19 protein-coding genes and 2 tRNA genes are annotated in these 15,075 nt (G+C 57.2%); 4 read left to right on the top strand and 17 right to left on the bottom strand.

What is annotated here, in order from left to right:
- Positions 1–391: 391 nt before the first annotated feature.
- From GS612_RS02730 to GS612_RS02655, 16 genes are all read right to left on the bottom strand, one after another.
- Positions 392–466 (bottom strand) — tRNA-Phe (locus tag GS612_RS02730).
- Between the two features lie 79 nt (positions 467–545).
- Positions 546–728: a DNA gyrase inhibitor YacG gene (locus GS612_RS02725; RefSeq protein ID WP_152458850.1), complete on the bottom strand. Its 183-nt coding sequence runs from the start codon at positions 726–728 to the stop codon at positions 546–548.
- The gene (locus tag GS612_RS02720) at positions 725–1,747 is read right to left on the bottom strand and encodes a ribonuclease E/G (RefSeq protein WP_171639009.1); all 1,023 of its coding nucleotides are present in this window, start codon (positions 1,745–1,747) and stop codon (positions 725–727) included. Before GS612_RS02720 ends, GS612_RS02725 begins: the two co-directional genes overlap by 4 nt.
- The gene (locus GS612_RS02715; RefSeq protein WP_171634104.1) at positions 1,744–2,322 is read right to left on the bottom strand and encodes a nucleoside triphosphate pyrophosphatase; all 579 of its coding nucleotides are present in this window, start codon (positions 2,320–2,322) and stop codon (positions 1,744–1,746) included. The genes GS612_RS02720 and GS612_RS02715 overlap by 4 nt, the downstream gene beginning before the upstream one ends.
- An 11-nt stretch (positions 2,323–2,333) precedes the next feature.
- Positions 2,334–2,552, bottom strand: a complete 219-nt coding sequence (infA, locus tag GS612_RS02710; protein WP_005978431.1) for a translation initiation factor IF-1 — start codon at positions 2,550–2,552, stop codon at positions 2,334–2,336.
- Positions 2,553–2,643: 91 nt separating this feature from the next.
- Positions 2,644–3,519, bottom strand: a complete 876-nt coding sequence (locus GS612_RS02705; protein ID WP_171639008.1) for a carbon-nitrogen hydrolase family protein — start codon at positions 3,517–3,519, stop codon at positions 2,644–2,646.
- A 67-nt stretch (positions 3,520–3,586) separates the two neighbouring features.
- On the bottom strand, positions 3,587–3,856 hold the full coding sequence (locus tag GS612_RS02700; RefSeq protein ID WP_152458857.1) for a DUF4242 domain-containing protein: 270 nt from the start codon (positions 3,854–3,856) through the stop codon (positions 3,587–3,589).
- A gap of 63 nt (positions 3,857–3,919) precedes the next feature.
- Positions 3,920–4,513 carry a GNAT family N-acetyltransferase gene (locus GS612_RS02695; protein WP_171639007.1) on the bottom strand — a complete coding sequence of 198 codons (594 nt, stop codon included), beginning with the start codon at positions 4,511–4,513 and terminating at the stop codon, positions 3,920–3,922.
- Positions 4,506–4,904 (bottom strand): ketosteroid isomerase-related protein, encoded by a 399-nt coding sequence (locus GS612_RS02690; RefSeq protein ID WP_171639006.1) that lies wholly within the window; start codon positions 4,902–4,904, stop codon positions 4,506–4,508. Before GS612_RS02690 ends, GS612_RS02695 begins: the two co-directional genes overlap by 8 nt.
- A gap of 2 nt (positions 4,905–4,906) precedes the next feature.
- Positions 4,907–5,359, bottom strand: a complete 453-nt coding sequence (locus GS612_RS02685) for a low molecular weight phosphatase family protein (RefSeq protein ID WP_171118521.1) — start codon at positions 5,357–5,359, stop codon at positions 4,907–4,909.
- A gap of 3 nt (positions 5,360–5,362) precedes the next feature.
- Positions 5,363–5,842, bottom strand: coding sequence for a UPF0262 family protein (locus GS612_RS02680; RefSeq protein WP_152458863.1), 480 nt, complete (start codon positions 5,840–5,842; stop codon positions 5,363–5,365).
- 98 nt (positions 5,843–5,940) lie between these two features.
- Positions 5,941–7,242, bottom strand: a complete 1,302-nt coding sequence (gene hisD / locus GS612_RS02675; protein ID WP_171639005.1) for a histidinol dehydrogenase — start codon at positions 7,240–7,242, stop codon at positions 5,941–5,943.
- Between the two features lie 61 nt (positions 7,243–7,303).
- Positions 7,304–7,825 (bottom strand): GNAT family N-acetyltransferase, encoded by a 522-nt coding sequence (locus tag GS612_RS02670; RefSeq protein ID WP_171639004.1) that lies wholly within the window; start codon positions 7,823–7,825, stop codon positions 7,304–7,306.
- Positions 7,826–8,302, bottom strand: a complete 477-nt coding sequence (locus GS612_RS02665; RefSeq protein ID WP_171118527.1) for a DUF2948 family protein — start codon at positions 8,300–8,302, stop codon at positions 7,826–7,828.
- Positions 8,299–9,567, bottom strand: a complete 1,269-nt coding sequence (murA, locus tag GS612_RS02660) for a UDP-N-acetylglucosamine 1-carboxyvinyltransferase (RefSeq protein WP_152458871.1) — start codon at positions 9,565–9,567, stop codon at positions 8,299–8,301. Before murA ends, GS612_RS02665 begins: the two co-directional genes overlap by 4 nt.
- Before the next feature lie 6 nt (positions 9,568–9,573).
- The gene (locus GS612_RS02655) at positions 9,574–9,729 is read right to left on the bottom strand and encodes a hypothetical protein (protein ID WP_171118532.1); all 156 of its coding nucleotides are present in this window, start codon (positions 9,727–9,729) and stop codon (positions 9,574–9,576) included.
- Between the two features lie 83 nt (positions 9,730–9,812).
- On the opposite strand from GS612_RS02655, the gene GS612_RS02650 reads away from it, so the two are divergent.
- Both GS612_RS02650 and GS612_RS02645 read left to right on the top strand, forming a co-directional pair.
- Positions 9,813–9,887, top strand: a tRNA-Thr gene (locus tag GS612_RS02650).
- Positions 9,888–10,176: 289 nt separating this feature from the next.
- Positions 10,177–10,446, top strand: a complete 270-nt coding sequence (locus tag GS612_RS02645; protein ID WP_171639003.1) for an HlyU family transcriptional regulator — start codon at positions 10,177–10,179, stop codon at positions 10,444–10,446.
- 324 nt (positions 10,447–10,770) lie between these two features.
- Here the strand turns inward: GS612_RS02645 and GS612_RS02640 are convergent, their stop codons facing one another.
- Positions 10,771–12,486, bottom strand: coding sequence for an adenylate/guanylate cyclase domain-containing protein (locus GS612_RS02640; RefSeq protein WP_253286090.1), 1,716 nt, complete (start codon positions 12,484–12,486; stop codon positions 10,771–10,773).
- Positions 12,487–12,851: 365 nt separating this feature from the next.
- Between GS612_RS02640 and GS612_RS02635 the strand changes: the two genes are divergently transcribed.
- Both GS612_RS02635 and GS612_RS02630 read left to right on the top strand, forming a co-directional pair.
- The gene (locus GS612_RS02635; protein WP_171639002.1) at positions 12,852–13,157 is read left to right on the top strand and encodes a hypothetical protein; all 306 of its coding nucleotides are present in this window, start codon (positions 12,852–12,854) and stop codon (positions 13,155–13,157) included.
- Between the two features lie 344 nt (positions 13,158–13,501).
- A complete protein-coding gene (locus GS612_RS02630; RefSeq protein ID WP_171639001.1) occupies positions 13,502–14,821 on the top strand; it encodes a hypothetical protein in 1,320 nt (439 codons plus the stop codon).
- Positions 14,822–15,075: the final 254 nt, after the last annotated feature.

Raw genomic sequence — 15,075 nt, 5'->3', positions numbered from 1 at the left:
GTTTCCGTCCACTCGAGACCCAAAACCTGGTTGAGCGTGATTCAACGGTTCGGGCAATTCGGTGGAAGGATGGCGTCGTCCTGCGCTCCAAGCACCAATATGTGCTTACTGAGCAATTTCGTGTCCTGCGACCTCAGATGAAACCAATACTCCTCCAGTTGATCAGCAGCCTTTCTTGCCTTCGCCGCCACGATGTTCGCCAAATGAGTACGCAAAAAAATGCAATTCGAGAAGACGAATAGTAGCGGCAATACTCTTTGGGAACGCGGCACTATAGTAAAACACACCATCTTTTACGAACTTGTACTTGGGTGAAAGGGTCTCTGACATGGTCAACGGCTCCACCCTGCTGTTTAAAGCTCGATTTAAACCAAGGGTTTACCTGAGGAAGTGGTGCCCGGGGGCGGAATCGAACCACCGACACGAGGATTTTCAATCCACTGCTCTACCCCTGAGCTACCCGGGCACGGGAACGACGTTCGTCGTTGGGTGGGGGCCTTCTATGACTTGCTACAAGCGGTGTCCAGAGGCTTTTTCACATTTTTTCAATGCGGTCGCTTTGGCGTGAAGTCCTGCGTGTCATCCTCGACTTCAAGGTCCTCTTCGCGCTGCGAGGGAACCGAGTAGGACCCGTTCAGCCACTTGGCCAAATCAATGTCCGCACAGCGCCTGGAACAAAACGGACGAAACTTCTGCTCGGTCTCGGCACCGCAAATCGGGCAGCTCATTTCAGGACCTCCATCACAGGAACGCGACCACGCTTTCGCTGCAACTCAAAGTGGCCCAGCGGGGTCCAGCCTGCAAGAATCGTCTCGTCTGGGTCTGATCTGAACGCGGCGCGTAAAGCGGATTCAAACCCGCGACGATCCTTCTTTGGCATGGGCGCGAGGTCCAGCGTAATCTGACCAGCCAGCCCACGTACGCGCAAAGCACGGGGCAGCATCTTGGCGCAGGCGAAATTGGCCTTGGTGCCCGCCGCGAGCGAGGTGTCCGCTCCGGTGTTCACATCCACGGCGACCAATGCGCGTGTGGGTTCGATGTAAAGATGCCCCCCGCCCGGCAAAGGCTCGGACGCTCCACGCACCGTATCCAGCGCATCCAGAACGCCGTGGGTTTCGAACCCGCCCGCCTGTGTCACGACTTCGGCCGGGTCGGTCCAGTCGCGCCAGGCAAGGATATGGGGGCTGTCACCTTCGCTGAGAAGTTCAGGCTCGGTACCGTCGTCATTCATCACCTGCTCGGCCTGCGTCAACATGGCCGAGATGTCTTCCGAGATATCTTCGGCATCCGCACCCGCGCAGCAGGAGCGCAGGATCAATCCATAGGCGCTGTCACCCATCTGCTCGTGCGCGATTTCAAGCAGTTGATCGCGTATGTCCTCGTCTTTGATACTGCGCGAAATGTTCAGGCCCGGAGCGTCCGGCGTAACAATCGCATAGCGGCTTTTGAAAAGGATGCGATTGCTCACCGGTATGGCTTTGCCGGGCTCTGCAAAGCCGGTGACTTGTACCAACAACAGGGCGCCGGGACCCAAGCCTTTGACTTGTCGCAGGAAAGCAGGGCCATCTGGCGTGGTCAGGAACATTCCGCCCTGCCCCTTGACCGGGCGGTCAGCCCGGGCGCGGTAGATCGTGCCGGGCGCGGGTGCGTCTGTGGCGATCAAGAAGTCATCCAACTTGCCGTCGACCATCAGCGCAGCCGCTTCGCGGCCTTGGATGTGGTCCAGAACAATGGTGCGACCTTTCATGATGCCTCTCGATACAGTGGATAGCCGATGCCTTGCAGCAAGGCCGCGGTCTCGGACAGGGGCAGGCCAACGATGCCTGTAAACGACCCCGAAATCCATGGAATGAAAGCCCCTGCAGGTCCCTGAATCGCATAGGCGCCTGCCTTGCCGCGCCAGTCTCCGGTCGCCAGATAGGCGTTGATCTCGACATCCGACAGACGTTTGACCTTGACCTGTGAGACGACATCACGCTGTAGCACACGGTCTCCGCGCCGGACCGCAACCGAGGTGATCACGCGGTGACGACGACCAGACAGGGAATGCAGAAACTCCGCCGCCTGCCCCGCATCCTCGGGCTTTCCCAGAATCCGACGCCCCAAGGCCACGGTGGTATCTGCACAGAGGGTAACGTCACCTCTATCCGCCTGAACAGCCTGCACTTTTTGGCGCGTGATGCGGTGGCAATACGGAACCGGAAGCTCGCCCTTCAAAGGCGTTTCGTCGATGTCAGGAGGGCAAATGGCATCGGGTCGCACGCCAAGCTGGGCCAGCAGGTCCAGCCGTCTTGGGCTGCCCGATCCGAGAATGAACGCCATTGCGGCAGGCGTTACTTGAAGCGATAGTTGATCCGACCCTTGGTCAGATCATATGGGGTCATCTCGACCTGAACCTTGTCGCCGGCCAGAACACGGATGCGGTTCTTGCGCATCTTGCCTGCCGTATGTGCGATGATCTCATGGCCGTTTTCCAGCTCGACCCGAAACGTCGCATTAGGCAGGAGTTCCTTCACGACACCGGGAAATTCGAGCGTATCTTCCTTGGCCATGTTGTCTCCATCATTACGTTGCACCCGCAGAATCTGCGGGGGTGTGCGCTTAAATGAGCCTATTTCGGCCTTATTTCAAGGGCGGAATCACCTAAAGAGCGGATATTGTGACCGATTCGACTCGGGCGGCCTGTTCCTCCCAATGGGTTCGGTTCAGCACGTGACCGTCCGCGCGGACCTCGGCGATGGCTGACAGGTCGACATCCGCATAGGTCCAGCCCGGCTGATTCAAAGTGCCTTCGGCCAGCACACCGGTGGCCGGAAACCCCTTGTCGGGCGGGCCAAAGACGCCTCCGGTCCCGGTATTCATATCCACCGCCTCGGACCATTCGTTGTTCCCGACCAGCGAGGCCATGACTGTAACACATTGATTTTCCAAAGCTCTTGACATTGCGCCAATCCGCACGCGCCAGTAACCCGAAAGCGCTTCGGTACAGGATGGCGCAAGGATCAGGTCTGCCTCGCTTAGCGCGCGGCCCAGCAAGGGAAACTCGCTGTCATAACAGATCAACACACCGATCTTGCCCAGCGCGGTGTCGAACAGCTTGAGCGGACCACCCGGGGCGATGTCCCAATCCTCGCGTTCGAACCGGGTCATAATCTGTTTGTCCTGATGGTCGAAACTGCCATCCGGCGCGTAGAAGGCGGCACGGTTCACCGGACGCCCGGGGCCATCAACAACCGGCGCCGACGCACCCAGAATGTAGGTTTTGTACGTCTTGGCGAGGCGGGTGTGCAGGTTTTGTACATCCTCCATCCGGTCGGACACGGCCCGGATCGAACGTTCCAGATCGCCGGCAACCTCGGCCCCGTCCAGGGTCGACAGCTCCATCGCGCCGTATTCGGGAAAGACCAACAATTCGGCCCCCTGCCCTGCGGCCTGGGACACCCAGCGGTTCAGCTTGTCTTCGTATTGCGCCCAGCTGTCGAGCCAGTCGAGATCATAGGCGGCAGTTGCGACTTTCATGGCAGCGTCCCCGTGCGGTCAAATTCGCATGACCTTAGTCGCGGACGCAGACCGGAGTACAGCCCAATTACCCTGCGGTCGTCGGATCGATGATCGTGGTCACTTCGGTGATCGTGTTGGCCGGGAACCCGCTGAGTTCCGCATGCTTGTGGATCGCGTCCTCGCTCTCGGCCAGATAGATGCAAAAGGTCTTGTCACCAGCAACATAGGAATGCTCCCACTGCACGCCGGGTATTTGCGCCAGCGCTTCGTTCGACTTCGCAGACGCGCCGCACAGTTCGTCACCGGACATGGAACCGACACCCGGAAGATCGCGTTCGATAACATATCGTTTCATGGCAATTCCCCCACAGAAAACCCAGCACTACCATGATTCGGAAATTTTTTCTGCGTTTGGCGCTCAGAGATCCCGGGTCCAGAACTGAAGAGGTTTTTTCGATTCGCCTTCGTCGCCGATATCTTTCCACGAAAACTGTGCGATCGCACCGGGCAAAGGCGTGTATCCCCGCGCGCGCCAGAAGGCATCCAGCGGGCGGTAATTGTCGGGCCGCATCGGATGATCTGCCGGGCGTTGCACGCCGCAGAACGCGCATTTGGTGAAACCCAGGCTGCGGGCGTGGGCTTCGCGGGCGTCGAAGAATCTGTGGCCGACACCCTGCCCGCGATAGTCGGGCAACAGCACCGATTCGGCGCAATAGAAGATGTCATGCAGGTCAAGCCCGGTGCCCTCGAAGGCCGCCGCGAAATCTTCGGCGTGGTCAATCAGAGGGGCGCCGGTTGACGCGCCGATCAGACGGTCGTTGTCGAATGCGCCCACCACGATGGCCTTGTCGCTGTCGCGGTAGGATTGCAGGTATTTCCGTTCATATTCCAGGTCGCCATCGTAAAGATACGGCCAGGCGTGAAATACCTTGATCCGCAGCCGGGCAACGTCATCAAGGGCGGCTTCCAGTGCCGCTCCGGTCAGGGGGCGGACGCCGGTGACCTCAGCCATTCGAAACCTGCTTGGTCCAGTCCGCCAGGTTGTAGAAAGTGGTGACGCGGGTGATCTTGCCATCCTTCAGGTCGAAGAACGAACCGGCAGGCAGGCGGTACGTCTGGCCATGTGCATCCGGCAGGCCGTCATCGGTTTCCAGATAGGTTCCGTTGACGATGAATTCGGCTGCTGCGCGGGTGCCGCCTTCGGCTTCGAACACGACGATGTCGGTCAGGTTTTCTTTGTAGCAGCGATTCATGTGCGCGCAGAACGCGGCGAATTTGTCCTTGCCGATGCGGATATGGCCTTCGTTCACGTGATGGGCCACGTCATCGGACAGGCAAGCCAGCATGGCATCCACGTCACCGGCATTGAAGGCTTCGAAATAGGTTTTGACGGTCTGGTTCATGGTCACTCCGTAGGCTCGCCCCAGCGGTCTTTCAGATGTTTGATGATCTGATCGCGGGTCTGTCGGTAGTGATGTAGCTTTTCTTCGCGGGTCTCGCCCAACCCGGTAGGGTCCATTATTGGCCAATAATCGACATCGAGGTGAAAAACCCGCGTCAGTTCCAGCGCCCGGCGCTGACTGGCGGGCGAAAGCGCCACCACCAGATCGAACGAGCTGAGATCGTCGCCCCATTCCTGCATCTCGTCAAAGGACCGCGAGCGGTGACGGGACAGTTCCACACCCACCTCGTGGCAGGCCGCGATGCAGAACCCGTCGATTTCCAGATCGTTGTGCACGCCAGCGGACTGCACATAGGTGCCCGTGCCGTAAAACTTCTTCATCAGCCCCTCGGCCATCGGAGATCGAACCGAGTTGTGGTCGCAACAGAACAGGACCGACTGCGGCAGAGGCTTCACCCGTCAGCCCCCGAAATGCAGCACGCAGATCAGCGTGAACAGGCGCCGGGCCGTATCGGTATCCACTTCTGCCTTTCCCTCCAGCCGTTCCTGTAGCACGCGGCTGCCTTCGTTGTGGATGCCGCGGCGGGCCATGTCTATGGTCTCGATCTGGCTGGGAGGCAGCGATTTGACCGCGTCGAAATAGCTCTCGCAGATCTGGAAGTAATCCTTGACCACCTGCCGGAACGGGCCAAGCGACAGGTGAAATTCGGCGGCTTTTTCATTCTCTTCGGTCGCGATATCAAAGACCAGCCGTTTGTCGCGGATCGACAGTTGCACGTGGTAAGGCCCATCAGGAATGACTCGGTCATCCCGATTGGGCAGCGAAAAGCTGTTGTCTTCCAGCAGATCATAGATGGCAACCTTGCGTTCCTGCTCGATCTCAGGGGTCGGCGGCGGCAGGTTTCGGTCATCCAGTTCGATATGCGAAATGCGGGTCATCGTTATGGCTACAATCCTTTTGTCAGCACAGACCTATATCAACGGAATCCAGTCGGCAACGCAGAGAAGAGCCATATGTGTCCGGTCATTGCGTCATTTCAGCCATTCAGGCGATTCAGACGCGCCGTGACTGACAGGCCGTGCGCCTCGAGGCTTTCTGATTGCGCCAGCTGTTCAGCGGCGGGCCCGATGGCGCGCAGGGCCTCGGGGGTCATCTGGCTGAGCGTGGTGCGTTTGAGAAAATCCATCACGCTGAGCCCGGACGAGAACCGCGCGGACCGGGCCGTTGGAAGCACGTGGTTGGGTCCACCGACATAGTCGCCGATGGCTTCGGGCGTGTACTGGCCCAGAAAGATGGCCCCGGCGTGGATGGTTTTTTCGCTCAGCGCCACCGGGTCTGCGACGCAAAGCTCCAGATGTTCCGGGGCGATACGGTTCGACAGGATTGCAGCCTGATCCAGATCACGAACGATAATGATGGCGCCGAAGTCGCGCCAGCTGGCCCCGGCGATGGCGCGGCGTTGCAGGGTTTCGAGGCGTTTTTCGACCGCCTTCGCGACGCTTTGGCCAAAAGCGGTATCATCCGTGATCAGGATCGACTGCGCGCTTTCGTCGTGTTCGGCCTGGCTGAGCAGGTCCAGCGCGATCCAGTCGGGGTCGTTGTCCTTGTCAGCGATGACCAGGATTTCCGATGGGCCCGCAATCATGTCGATGCCGACCTTGCCGAACACCCGCCGTTTGGCCGCCGCGACAAAGGCGTTGCCCGGGCCCGTGATCTTGTCGACCGGCGCGATGGTGTCGGTGCCGTAGGCCAGCGCCGCCACGGCCTGCGCGCCGCCGATGCGATAAACCTCGTCCACGCCCGACAGTTGCGCGGCCAGCAGAACCAGTGGATTCACCTGCCCGTCCGGCGTGGGCACAACGATGGCCAACCGTTCAACCCCCGCCACCTTGGCCGGGATGGCATTCATCAGAACCGAAGACGGGTATGAAGCCAACCCGCCCGGCACGTAAAGCCCGGCGGCCGAGACCGCCGACCAGCGCCAGCCCAGTGTGGCCCCGGCCTCATCCGTCCAGCTTTGGTCGCTGGGCATCTGACGTTCGTGATAGGCCCGGATGCGGGCGGCGGCCAGTTCCAGCGCCGCCCGGTCTTCAGCCCCGACTTGCGCCACCGCGTCTGCGATCTCCTGCGCGCTGAAGGCCAGCGTTTCGGGCGTCAGCTTCAGCCGGTCGAATTTCGCGGTCAATTCAATGACTGCCGCGTCGCCCCGGTTGCGGACATCGTCGATGATCTGCGCCACGACCGCGTCCACATCCGGGCTGTCCTCGCGCTTGGCGGACAGAAGGGCCTGAAAGGCGGTTTCGAAATCGGGTGATGTGGCGTCAAGGAAAACAGGCATGATCTGGCACTCCGGGCGTTGCGCCACGGGACATATCGCCCACGGGGCGCGGCCTCAACCCTCAGCCCTCGGGGTGCAGCGATTTGCGCATGGCAAAGCAGGTCAGGTCCCGACTGTCACTGCATTGACCGGTGAACTTCCAGCCGTAGCGCAAATAGAATTCCCGTGCGGTTTGGGTGGCATCCAGATGCACCTCGGTACAGCCGCACGCGGCCAGTTGCCGTTCCAGCCGCTTGAGCAACGCGGCCCCCACCCCGCTGCCGACGTGATCCGGGTCAACATAGAGCAAGGTGATCTTGCCGGTTTCTAACAACCCACCGACCGCGGCCACCTGCCCTTCACGCTGGGCCAGCCAGATCTGTGATCCCGGCTTGAACCAGCCCCGTATGGTCGCCGCGTCTTTGTTTGCGGTCCATTGTTTCAGATGGTCGGGATCATTGTTGTGATCGGCCACACAAAGCTGCGTGATCGACCGGATCAGCACGCGGCTGATGTCGAACACGTCAAACACGGTGGCGGGACGCAGGGCAACACCCTCGGACACATTTGAAAACGCCTGAGAAATGCCGCGCTTGTTCTGCATCTATTCGGGGTGCTGCGGCGCCCGGCCGGATGGGGCCCGATATGGGCGCGTGACGTCCTTGAGCGCGGCATCCAACGCCTCGACCTTCAGGCGGATCGCGCCGTCTCCCGCCAGGGTCAGCAAGACCTGGCCCGCGCCATCCTCGCCGGGTTCGAATTCGACGGACAGCAGTGACATGACCATGTCCTTTTCGCTGCGATCAATGCCCTGACTGGCCACGGACAGAACGGAATCGAAGACCAGCACCGACTGCACCCGTTCAAACGGGCGGTCACGGCGGGCGGCGGCATCCTTGTCTTCCCAGCGAAAGCGGTTCAGCAACAAGCCAAAGCGACGGTGCGACGGTTGCCATTTCATCTCGGTCACGGGAAAAACCGCATCCTGCACGAGGGTCGAGATCACCTTCAGGTCTTCTGCATCCTCAGCCCCCAGATTCAGCGGGGCTTCGCGCCCGTCTTCAAAACTTGCGTCCGTCATTCGCCTTTGATCCGTTCGATTTTTGCGCCCACGCCTTCCAGCTTGCGAACCACATGTTCATATCCGCGGTCCAAATGATAGACCCGGCTTACCGTTGTCTCACCTTCTGCCGCCAATCCGGCAAGGATCAGCGACACCGAAGCCCGCAGATCCGTCGCCATCACCGGGGCGCCTTTCAGGGTTTCGACACCCGTGACGGTGGCGGTGCCGCCGTGCACCTCGATATTTGCACCCATGCGCACAAGTTCCGGGGCATGCATAAAGCGGTTTTCGAAGATACGCTCTTCCAAAACCGAGGTGCCTTCGGCGGTGCACATCAGCGCCATCATCTGCGCCTGAAGATCGGTCGGGAAGCCCGGGAAGGGTTCGGTCACCACATCCACAGCCTGCACACGGCCGTTCTTGCGCGCCACTTTCAAGCCGTTTTGGGTTTCGGTGACACTGACCCCCGCCGCGTCGAGCTTGGCCGCGAAGGATTCAACCAGCGCCATGCGCCCGCCCAGCAGTTCGACCTCGCCGCCGCAAATCGCCGGGGCCAGCATATAGGTGCCCAGTTCGATCCGGTCGGTGACAACCTGATGAGTGGCACCGTGCAGCCGGTCGACACCCTGAATTTCTATGGTCGAGCTGCCCTCGCCCGAAATCTGCGCGCCCATCTTGCGCAAGCATTCGACCAGATCGACGATCTCGGGTTCGCGCGCGGCGTTCTTGAGCACCGTGGTGCCCTTTGCTAGCGTCGCCGCCATTACGATGTTTTCGGTGGCCCCGACCGAGGCAAAGCGCATCTCGTGCACCGCCCCTTTCAGGCCGCCCGGAGCCTTGGCGTGCAGGTAGCCGTCCTTCAGCTCGATCTCGGCGCCCAGCGCCTCGAGCCCTTCCACATGCAAGTCCATCGGACGGGCACCAATCGCGCAGCCACCGGGCAGAGAAACAACCGCCTGCCCGAACCGCGCCAGCAAGGGGCCCAGTACCAGATTCGAGGCACGCATCTTGCGCACAATGTCATAATCCGCCGTTTGGCTGGTCAGGCTGTGGCTCGACATCGCGATCACCTGACCATCTTGCAGCGACGACACCTCAGCCCCCAGCGATTGCAGCAGAGCGGTCATGGTCTTGATGTCGCTTAGGCGTGGCGCGTTGGTCAGCGTCAGCGGTTCTTCGCTCAGCAAGGTTGCAGGCATCAGCGTCAGACATGCGTTTTTGGCCCCCGCAATCGGTATCTGACCATTCAGCGGGCCGTTGCCCGTTACCAGAATCGAATCCATCTGCTCTTATCCCTTGTCCTTGTCGGCCTTGTCCCCAGAGGTCGCCCGCGCCTTGGCCTGCGCCTTGCGCCGGGCCATATTGGCCTTAAGTGCCGCTTTCAGCCGCTCTTCGCGCGCATCCCCGGATTTGCCTTGTTTTTTGGGTGAATTTTTATTCGTCATGATCTTTCTCTACAGGAGGTGAAAAAAACCGTCCAGACACCCTTGCGCCGCGTTTCGTTTGAGTCTAATCACCCGCCCACAGCGCTGCTGTAGCTCAGAGGTAGAGCACTCCCTTGGTAAGGGAGAGGTCGAGAGTTCAATTCTCTCCAGCAGCACCATCTTCTCAGAAAATTGCGAAGCATTTGGTGACAAATTGACTGTGTGGCGACCAAATGGCGACCACTGTGCAAGCTTATTCGCAACAAAATTAATTTGCTCAACGCATTCGGCGCCACGACAATACTATTGAACTATGATTGGTTTCGTACTCGGCGAGGCAGTCGAACCCGTCTTACTCGCCCCCTGGAACCCCTCAAGCAGGCTGAGCGTTTGACCGTGCAACGCCCTTCACTCCAGCCTTGAGCGGCGCTAGTCTATGCCCTGAACAACGCTGAAAGGAGCCACCCGATGTCCCTCTTCTCAAAACTCTTCGGCGGCGTTGAGAAGTCCAAGCCGGATCCGGTTTCTTACAAAGGGTTCGAGATCTTCCCCGACCTGATGGCCGAGGGCAGCAAACTTCGCCTGATGGCCCGTATCGAAAAGACCATCGACGGAGATCGAAAGACACATACGGTGATCAGGGCGGATGTCTTCGACAGTCGGGAACAGGCCGAAAGCTTTAGTATAGCAAAGGCGAAACAGGTCATTGATGAGCAAGGCGACAGCATTTTCAGCTAGGGAAGTCGTAGCTTGAAGCCTGATCTACGAGCGGAACCGATGAGCATGCTTATGCGTACAATTCTGAACGCACTCCAAAGGTTATCATTGGTCAAACTTCGTTCGGCGAAAAAGTCTTCGTGCAGCAGTTTATCTGCCCTGTTGTTGTGTTAGCTGCCATCGCAAAGCGCATAAAGCAGGCAATCGCGTAAAACACTGGAACGCAGGTTTTTCCCCAGAGCGGATGATCGGTCATATTTGTCGGGCTTTAGCTTCGAACCCATAGCCGATGCGTTGGGTGTCACTTTCCAGGAAAAATCGCTTTGCCGGAAATCCGCGCGGCACTTATTCTGGCAAGCCGGCCAAACGCAGAGACGCGCAGTCTTTCTCCAATCGTTCTGCATCAGAGAAAAGCTGAGTTTTTGCCCAGTCCGATATGGAAAACTGAGGACGGTATTTCATCACATTCCGCGCCTCATCGCGAGCGGCCTCAACGTTATCCGTTTCCATATGTACGATAACGAGGTCGAGATGCCCAAAGCCTTCAACTCTTTGACCATATTCGGTGAATGCCTTCTTGGCTTCCTCGTATTGACCGTCGAGCCGAAGTGCCAAACCCAGAACGCCAGCATACCAGCCCGGATAGTGAGGGTTGAGAGTAATGGCTTGCCGCGCCACGCGGATCGCTTCTTTTGCCTGCCCATTGAATGCCAATGTAATCGACAGCCTTGCAGCCACATCAGCGTGGTTGGGATTTAGCTGCAGTGCCTTGTTGAACTTCCCGATAGCCGATTCCAGTTTACCGTCGATTGCATCCGCGAAACCCGCAATTGCGTGAGCCTCTGGGTTGTAGCTGTCTATCTCCAGAGCACGTCGAGCGCAGTCGCGTGCCTCTGCCAGCGCCGCATTTCGGTCTGCTACAAAACCGTGCCTTGCTTCGACAGTACAAATGAACCCCAAAGTGCAATATGGCGCGGAGTAGCCAGGATCCAGGGAAATTGCCTGTTGAGCAAACCGACGAGCGTCAGCCTGTGCTTCCTTAGTTATTCTGCGCGAGGCTTCCACAGCTTGCAGCTGAGCAGTCCAGGCATCCAGATGTTTAGTCCCCGAACCTCTGAAACGGGCCATCTCGCCCGCCAGTAATTCGACTTGAAGTTCAGTCGCAATTCTCAGGGCAATTTCGTCCTGAACCTCGAATACGTCTTCTATCAGGCGATCAAACCGGTCTGCCCAAATGTGCATTCCGGACTTCGCATCGATCAGCTGCGCAGTAATTCGCACACGACTACCACTTTGGCGGACACTTCCCTCGAGAACAAGATCGACTCCTTGTTCCAGTCCGACCTGTTTCACATCCACGGAGCGCCCCTTGTAGACGAACGTAGAGTTGCGCGCGACGACCAGTAAGTTCGGGAGTTTTGACAGAGTGGTGATTATCTCTTCGGTAATGCCATCGGCAAAGAATTCCTGATCGGGGTCAGAAGAAAGATTGTCAAAGGGTAGAACGCCGATCAGCAATGACTTCGAGTGACTGGCTGGCGTCACTCGCGGTGGGGCGGAGCCAGGTGGCGACCATTGGAATACTTCGACAGGTGACAGGGCATTCTTGAACTGCCGTTCGCCAGCGCGGTGAAATTGCTCGGCGAGCCTCTCATCAAGGCTGCGATGGACGACATCGGAAATCAACACAGCCTCTTCGTCGGAAGCCTCTTGTAGCCGCGAGGCTATATTGATCCCATCGCCGAAGATGTCATCTTCGTCAAATACGACATCTCCCAGATGAACGCCCACGCGCAGTTTAAGTGAAGACTGGGCTGACACTTGGCTTTGAAGATCGAGGGCGCATCGCACAGCGTCCGAGACCGAATTGAACTCGACTATCCATCCATCGCCCATTCTCTTTACGATATTGCCGCGATGATCGCTAACCAATGGATCGAACAACTCTCGACGCAGGACACGGAGTTCGCTGAGAGTCCTGTTCTCATCCGCCTTTATCTGACCCGAGTAGTTTACTACATCGGCCGAGAGTACTGCGGAAAGTCTGCGGTTTCCGTTCATGTCTATTCGTAACGCATAACGCGTTGCATGGAAAAGACATCTTGTTTTTAGAGACTCTGCACAAACGCCAACCGGCCACTTTGTGGGCAAACCTGTTCCAATCCATAATTTTCTGAACGGCCTCTGTTTGAAAGAGTTTGTCGTAGTTGACTGAGCCTACCCAACTGATCTGGTCCATGGTTGCATTGAGGAATCTGGGGCATGGCATGTCCCGTCTTGATGCAATCAGGCAGATAGTCGGCGCTTAACAGCCCCACCACCCCTGAAGTAACAAGAACGGTGGAATGGGTGTTGATCAATAGAAGGAACCGGAGCCGCTTAAGAATGAAAGCGAACGGCTGAAACGCGCAGTTTCAAATCAGACCTTGGACAAACTGATCCTGACGGTGACGGCCATCCGTTGCTCGACGAGCGAAGAGAGAGGCTCCTGCAAAAACAATGGGAAGGTTTGCGTCGACAAGATCGGGCGCGCCCTGCCAGGGGAACGAGGAAAAGAGTTGTCAAAGCCAACCTGCATCGATGGGTTCATCCGCGCCTGCAATCGAGACCCTCGCGAACTCAACGCATCTGGCAAGCCGGTCGGGAAGGAGTTTGAATTCGCAGCAGCAGAAGCCACCAAGCCGTTCAAGCGGCGTACTGGAGGATTCATCAATCATTTTTTAGGTGTTTGAAGGAAATTCAAATCTGGAGTTAAACGGATTTTCGTTTCTCTGGCTCGAAAAACCGCAAACAGTTTGAAACCGCAGCAAAAGCCTGCCTCTAATGCCTGCTCCTTGGATCCGGATCGTACAGAAAATACCATTATCACGCTCCACGCGTTGTGCCTGCTACAAAGGCCTGTCTTTCGGGAAGTTTTCGTTTTGGCTTATTTTTCATTGCGTTAAACTTGCCAAACAAACGAATTATACCTGCAAGTACATTTCTCGACCAACCAGATTCGTCTCTTTTTTGGTTTTCGTGCTAGAGTAATTTTCTGAACAAGTTCTACTCAACACTAACCTCCTCAGGTGGCCGCATGTCTGCGCATTGTCAAAGTATTCGGGATGAAATTGAGACGCTTGAGCAAAGTATTGAACTTCTCGATATTCAGATTCAAAACACTGTTGACCCAATACAAAAGTCTGCGCTTTTTCGATTTAGAAAGCAGTCGCTGTCACTGCTTCAGCGAAAAAGGGGGGCTCTTAAGGCGTGTGAAGAGAGCGGGCCCCCATTGCCGCAAGTTCCGGCGGATATGTCAGATTTCGGTTCTGAGGTGACTCAAGGTGTCCCCGGTTACGAGCTTGTCGCGGGTAAAGATACTCTTGCACGAATATTTGTTGGTCGCCGCCCACCCGTAGTTGTTATGGCATCAGAACTTTTGGATAACGCGGATTCTGACTATTCGTCTAAAGCCCTCGGATTTGATCTGAATTCCCTTCCAATCCATTCGTTGCCCTTCAATCCAGCCCGGATTGATTATGCCGAACTTGAGATTTCCGGCCCATCTGGAACAACAGTTATTCCAGGTGATATTGGTGATGGCGTATTCTCAAATGATACCAAGAGTTTCTCCGAAGACGACAATATCAACTTCTATATCCGCGGTCGGGAAATCTCAAAGCCTGGACGGTATCGTTTTACTGCACGGCTTTATCGCAACGGTACTCTTGTCGGCGAAAAGTCTCTTGGGCAACCACAGTTTCATCCGACGAAGGATCTGCGAATTCTTGTTGTCGTTGAGATCTTTCCCTTTCCTGCAGAGAAATGGGAAATTCTATTTCAGGCTCTGGAGGACTTGTCTCGAATTTTTCCCATTCGATCAGGTTTGGCGCCTCTGGATGGGGATCAGGAAGCCGGGCTGCGCTACCGAATTGAGCCGATACCAATTGATTTCGCGTGGCCTGATCGGACTCCCGTTGCGCAGCGCCTGGCCGAATTCAACCAGGAGCAGTCTGCTGCTGGCAGGCCGGATCGGGCCGAGCATGTCCTGACAATACGCACTCAACAACCCGGAGAAATGCCGCTTGGCGGAAGTGCCCAATCTGGACCAAACGGGAGCATCGCGGGTGTTACTCTGAATGTGGACCCTCCTATGGACAATTCGTTCGGCACCTTAGTTTCCCACGAAATTGCGCACAACTTCTTGACTGTGCCTCACGTTGGTGACGAGGGCGTAGCGCTCAATGAACCAGCTGCATTCGATTTAGTCGCTCGCAAATCAGTAGGGAATCCCAGGGCGTTAATGTACCGGATTTACAATTTAACTCCCAACGGAACTGCGTTTCTTGTTCCAGACTCTTGGCGCACCATCCGAGAACGCCTGCTTACTAGGTCCAGCACAGGCAATGACGAGTGATTTGACTTCGGGTATTTGGCGACCGTGAGTTTGATGTGATTTCCTTGTGTGCTGGTGGTTTGCCGAAGGATGAACTGCGTAGTTCTGCTATTCAAAACTGGGGTCTTTCGCTTTGAACCGAAAACCGGCCAAGAGATTTGGAGACTGCTTAACCGAAATCGAGAAAATCTGGGTCACGCCGGAGGCATACCGGACCCAGAGAGTTTGGGCGATAGAGACCTTGGTGATTAATGGAGAGGGCCTGAGCGACAGGC

This window comes from Ruegeria sp. HKCCD6157 (assembly GCF_013110685.1).
GTDB lineage: Bacteria > Pseudomonadota > Alphaproteobacteria > Rhodobacterales > Rhodobacteraceae > Ruegeria.
The sequence above is the reverse complement of the archived record's forward strand: the minus strand, read 5'-3'. Positions and strand labels throughout refer to the sequence as shown.

Excerpts from the sequence above, each read along its gene's own strand:
- GS612_RS02725 (WP_152458850.1), bottom strand. The coding sequence starts at position 728 with ATGAGCTGCCCGATTTGCGGTGCCGAGACCGAGCAGAAGTTTCGTCCG.
- GS612_RS02720 (WP_171639009.1), bottom strand. The coding sequence starts at position 1,747 with ATGAAAGGTCGCACCATTGTTCTGGACCACATCCAAGGCCGCGAAGCG.
- GS612_RS02715 (WP_171634104.1), bottom strand. The coding sequence starts at position 2,322 with ATGGCGTTCATTCTCGGATCGGGCAGCCCAAGACGGCTGGACCTGCTG.
- infA (WP_005978431.1), bottom strand. The coding sequence starts at position 2,552 with ATGGCCAAGGAAGATACGCTCGAATTTCCCGGTGTCGTGAAGGAACTC.
- GS612_RS02705 (WP_171639008.1), bottom strand. The coding sequence starts at position 3,519 with ATGAAAGTCGCAACTGCCGCCTATGATCTCGACTGGCTCGACAGCTGG.
- GS612_RS02700 (WP_152458857.1), bottom strand. The coding sequence starts at position 3,856 with ATGAAACGATATGTTATCGAACGCGATCTTCCGGGTGTCGGTTCCATG.
- GS612_RS02695 (WP_171639007.1), bottom strand. The coding sequence starts at position 4,513 with ATGGCTGAGGTCACCGGCGTCCGCCCCCTGACCGGAGCGGCACTGGAA.
- GS612_RS02690 (WP_171639006.1), bottom strand. The coding sequence starts at position 4,904 with ATGAACCAGACCGTCAAAACCTATTTCGAAGCCTTCAATGCCGGTGAC.
- GS612_RS02680 (WP_152458863.1), bottom strand. The coding sequence starts at position 5,842 with ATGACCCGCATTTCGCATATCGAACTGGATGACCGAAACCTGCCGCCG.
- hisD (WP_171639005.1), bottom strand. The coding sequence starts at position 7,242 with ATGCCTGTTTTCCTTGACGCCACATCACCCGATTTCGAAACCGCCTTT.
- GS612_RS02670 (WP_171639004.1), bottom strand. The coding sequence starts at position 7,825 with ATGCAGAACAAGCGCGGCATTTCTCAGGCGTTTTCAAATGTGTCCGAG.
- GS612_RS02665 (WP_171118527.1), bottom strand. The coding sequence starts at position 8,302 with ATGACGGACGCAAGTTTTGAAGACGGGCGCGAAGCCCCGCTGAATCTG.
- murA (WP_152458871.1), bottom strand. The coding sequence starts at position 9,567 with ATGGATTCGATTCTGGTAACGGGCAACGGCCCGCTGAATGGTCAGATA.
- GS612_RS02655 (WP_171118532.1), bottom strand. The coding sequence starts at position 9,729 with ATGACGAATAAAAATTCACCCAAAAAACAAGGCAAATCCGGGGATGCG.
- GS612_RS02645 (WP_171639003.1), top strand. The coding sequence starts at position 10,177 with ATGTCCCTCTTCTCAAAACTCTTCGGCGGCGTTGAGAAGTCCAAGCCG.
- GS612_RS02640 (WP_253286090.1), bottom strand. The coding sequence starts at position 12,486 with ATGAACGGAAACCGCAGACTTTCCGCAGTACTCTCGGCCGATGTAGTA.
- GS612_RS02630 (WP_171639001.1), top strand. The coding sequence starts at position 13,502 with ATGTCTGCGCATTGTCAAAGTATTCGGGATGAAATTGAGACGCTTGAG.